The sequence below is a fragment of the Mesorhizobium sp. M5C.F.Ca.IN.020.29.1.1 genome (genome assembly GCF_003997375.1).
Taxonomy (GTDB): domain Bacteria; phylum Pseudomonadota; class Alphaproteobacteria; order Rhizobiales; family Rhizobiaceae; genus Mesorhizobium; species Mesorhizobium wenxiniae.
Genome location: NZ_RZSW01000566.1, coordinates 1 through 3,892 on the forward strand (window position 1 = coordinate 1; position 3,892 = coordinate 3,892).

Genomic DNA, 3,892 nt, shown 5'->3' on the forward strand with positions numbered 1-3,892 from the left:
TCCTTCGACATCGCCAAGGGCGAGACGGTGGCGCTGGTCGGCGAATCCGGCTCCGGCAAATCGGTCACGGCGTTGTCGGTGCTGAAGCTGCTGCCCTATCCGGCCGCCAGCCATCCGTCGGGAAAGATCCTGTTCCAGGGCGCCGATCTGCTCGCTGCCGACGAGAAGGCATTGCGCCGCGTGCGCGGCAACAAGATCACCATGATCTTTCAGGAGCCGATGACCTCGCTCAATCCGCTGCACACGATCGAGCAGCAGATCGTCGAGGTGCTGACGCTGCACCAGGGCCTAGGCGATCGCCAAGCCAGGGCGCGCACCCTGGAGCTGCTCAACGAGGTCGGCATCCGCGAGCCGGAGAAGCGGCTCGACGCCTATCCGCACCAGCTTTCCGGCGGCCAGCGCCAGCGCGTCATGATCGCCATGGCACTGGCCAACGAACCGGAACTGCTGATCGCCGACGAACCGACGACGGCACTCGACGTCACCGTGCAAGCGCAGATCCTCGAACTACTTGCGGAGCTGAAGAGCCGCAAGGGCATGTCGATGCTGTTCATCACCCACGATCTCGGCATCGTCAGAAAGATCGCCGACCGGGTCTGCGTGATGACCAAGGGCAAGATCGTCGAGACCGGACCGACGAAAGATATCTTCGCCAACCCGCAGCACACCTATACGCGGCATCTGCTGGCCGCCGAACCGAAGGGCAAACCGCCCGCCGCAAACGCTGCCGCCAAGCCTGTGATGACAGGCCAGGACATAAAAGTCTGGTTTCCGATCAAGAAGGGCTTTTTCCGGCGCACCGTCGACAATGTGAAGGCGGTGGACGGCATCGACGTCACCGTGCGCGCCGGCCAGACGCTCGGCGTCGTCGGCGAATCCGGCTCTGGCAAGACGACGCTCGGCCTGGCGCTGGCCAGGATGATCTCGTCGATCGGGACCATTCAGTTCAACGGGCGCGATATCAACGAGCTGTCGTTCAACGCCATGCGGCCGCTGCGGCGCGAGCTGCAGATCGTATTCCAGGATCCGTTCGGGTCGTTGAGCCCGCGCATGTCGGTCTCCGAGATCATCGAGGAAGGGCTGAAGATCCACGAACCGAAGCTGTCGCCCGATGAGCGTGACAAGCGCATCGTCGATGTGCTCGGGGAAGTCGGGCTCGATCCCGCCACGCGCAATCGCTATCCGCACGAGTTTTCCGGCGGCCAGCGCCAGCGCATCGCCATCGCCCGCGCCATGGTGCTCAACCCGCGCTTCGTCATGCTGGACGAGCCAACCTCGGCGCTCGACATGAGCGTGCAGGCGCAGGTGGTCGATCTTCTGCGCAGCCTGCAGGCGAAGCACGACCTCGCCTATCTGTTCATCAGCCACGACCTGAAGGTCATCCGCGCGCTTGCCAACGACGTCATCGTCATGCGCAATGGCAGGATCGTCGAAGCCGGCCCATCCGAACAGATTTTCGAACGGCCGCAGACCGACTATACCAAGGCGCTGATCTCGGCCGCATTCAGGATCGAAACGGCGCCGGTCGGCATCGTCAGCGAGTAGCCCGTCCCGCATAAGGAAATAGAATCCGCAATGGAAAAAGGCCGTATCCTGCTTGCCCTCACCGGTATCCATCCAGGCCGTTGGCGCGAACTCTTGTCGGCGGAACGCGAGGTGGTGCTCGAGCCGGACGGCGCCAGCGATCCCTCGATCACCTATGCGGTGGTGTGGAAGCAGCGGCCCAACCTTCTGTCGTCGCTGCCCAATCTGCGCGCTGTCTTTTCGATCGGCGCCGGCGTCGACCACATCTTCGCCGATCCCACTTTGCCCGACGTGCCGATCGTCAAGGTCGTGGCCGACAACCTGACCCAGTACATGACCGAATACGTCGTCTGGCGGGTGCTCGATCACCATCGCCAGGGCATGCTCTACCGGTCGCAGCAGCAAAAGAAGATCTGGCACGAGCCACCGCAGCGACCGGCCGGCGACATCTCCGTCGGCATCATGGGGCTCGGCACGCTTGGCCGCGCGGCGGCGTCGGTGCTTTTGTCACTCGGCTTTGCGCTCAATGGCTGGTCGCGCAGCGAGCGGCCGATGGAAGGCGTTTCGACCTATGCGGGCGAGGCCGGATTGGTCCCCTTCCTCAACGCCACCGACATTCTGGTGGTGCTTTTGCCACTCACGCCGCAGACGCAAGGCGTGATCAATTACGGCGTGCTGAAGGAATTGAGGAAACGCAACGGCCTCGGCGGCTCGGTGCTGATCAATGCCGGGCGCGGCAAGTTGCAGAAGGACGCCGACATTCTGCGTGCGCTGGAGGACGGCACACTCAAGGAAGCGAGCCTCGACGTGTTCGAGGTCGAGCCGCTGCCGAAGACCAGCCGGCTGTGGACCCACCCGAAAGTGTTCGTGACGCCGCATGCGGCGGCGACCTCCGACCCCGTGCATCTGGTGCCGATTATGCTGCGCCAGATGGCCGCCTTCGAGCGCGGCGGGAAGCTCGAGAACGTGGTGGATCGCGACGCGGGGTATTAGAGCGCCGCGCGTCCAATTGAACGCGCAAAGGACGCTTTAACATTTTTTGAATCCACGCATGATCCTTTCCGGAAATTGATTCCGATTTCCGGGATCATGCGCTAACCCGGCAGGCCAAGCTTGGTCTGCTTGGCCGGCTTGCCACATTCGCGGCGGGCGATCGACCGGTTCATGGCATCGATCCGGCCGCTCGCCTGTTCGACCTCTCGCTGGGCCTTGGAACGGGCGTCCGGCGTGAACGGGCCGAGGCCCACCCCGGGATCGGAGAAGGACGGCTTGGCATCCTGTGGAAGACGGTATTGCTGTGCCAGCCGGTTGCGTTGCGCCAGCAATTGATTGCAGGGCACGCTGTCATATTGCAGCGAGGATTGGACATTCGCGTCCTGTCGCTCGGCAATCGAGGTGCCGATGCAACCGGCTATTGCCAGGCAAGATGCCAAGACCACCAAGTTCCAGCGCATGCAACGTCCCCCGTGTCGGTGTCCTGCCCTTTCGGGCATGCGAATCGGACTTTTTTCGCAGCCGCGGCCACGTGTGGCGCAGGTGAACGAAAATGATCGCCGACGAGGCCTGATGCGGTTTCACGCCGACAGTTGCCTGTAAGCCGAGTCAGCAGTCACTTGCAACAGGCTTCCCGCGCCGGAATTAGCAACTATCTTGGAGCCATGCGCGCCAGTGACCTGCTTCATCCCCGGCCCGAGGGTCTCTACTGCCCACCCGGCGATTTCTTCATCGACCCGGTGCGGCCGGTCAACCGGGCGCTGATCACGCACGGCCATTCCGACCATGCCCGTTCAGGCCACCGCTCGGTGCTGGCCACACAACAGACGCTTGACATTATGGGGCTGCGCTACGGCGAGGACTTTGCCGGGACGACGCAAGCGGCAGCACTTGGCGAGGCGATTGCGCTGAACGGCGTCACCGTAACCTTCCATCCGGCCGGCCATGTGCTGGGCTCGGCGCAGATCGAGGTCGTGCATCAGGGCTCATGCATCGTCGCTTCGGGCGACTACAAGCGCCATAGGGACGCGACTTGCGAGCCGTTCCAACCGGTCATGTGCGACGTGTTCATCACCGAGGCGACTTTCGGCCTGCCGGTGTTCCGTCACCCGCCCGATACCGAAGAGATCGCCCGCCTGCTGAAATCGACGGCGCAGTTTCCCGAACGCGCGCATCTGGTCGGCGCCTATGCGCTCGGCAAGGCGCAGCGCGTCATGCGGTTGCTGCGCGACGCCGGCTACGACAAGCCAATCTACATCCACGGCGCGCTGGCCAAGCTCAGCGACTACTATCAGCGCCAGGGCATCGACCTCGGGACGCTGGAGCCGGCGACCGTCGAAAGCGGTGGCAAGGACGACTTCACTGGGGCCATCGT

General features: G+C 63.5%; 4 protein-coding genes. 3 read left to right on the top strand and 1 reads right to left on the bottom strand.

The features are described 5' to 3' along the window. Window positions 1–1,545: ABC transporter ATP-binding protein (locus EOA85_RS29715; RefSeq protein WP_164759966.1), on the top strand; the 1,545-nt coding region annotated here is incomplete at its 5' end. Between the two features lie 30 nt (window positions 1,546–1,575). After that, a complete protein-coding gene (locus EOA85_RS29720) occupies window positions 1,576–2,517 on the top strand; it encodes a glyoxylate/hydroxypyruvate reductase A (protein WP_127212127.1) in 942 nt (313 codons plus the stop codon). Window positions 2,518–2,618: 101 nt separating this feature from the next. Here the strand turns inward: EOA85_RS29720 and EOA85_RS29725 are convergent, their stop codons facing one another. Further along, on the bottom strand, window positions 2,619–2,978 hold the full coding sequence (locus EOA85_RS29725; protein ID WP_029356998.1) for a hypothetical protein: 360 nt from the start codon (window positions 2,976–2,978) through the stop codon (window positions 2,619–2,621). 204 nt (window positions 2,979–3,182) lie between these two features. On the opposite strand from EOA85_RS29725, the gene EOA85_RS29730 reads away from it, so the two are divergent. Continuing rightward, on the top strand, window positions 3,183–3,892 hold a 710-nt coding region (locus EOA85_RS29730; RefSeq protein ID WP_127212128.1), incomplete at its 3' end, for a ligase-associated DNA damage response exonuclease.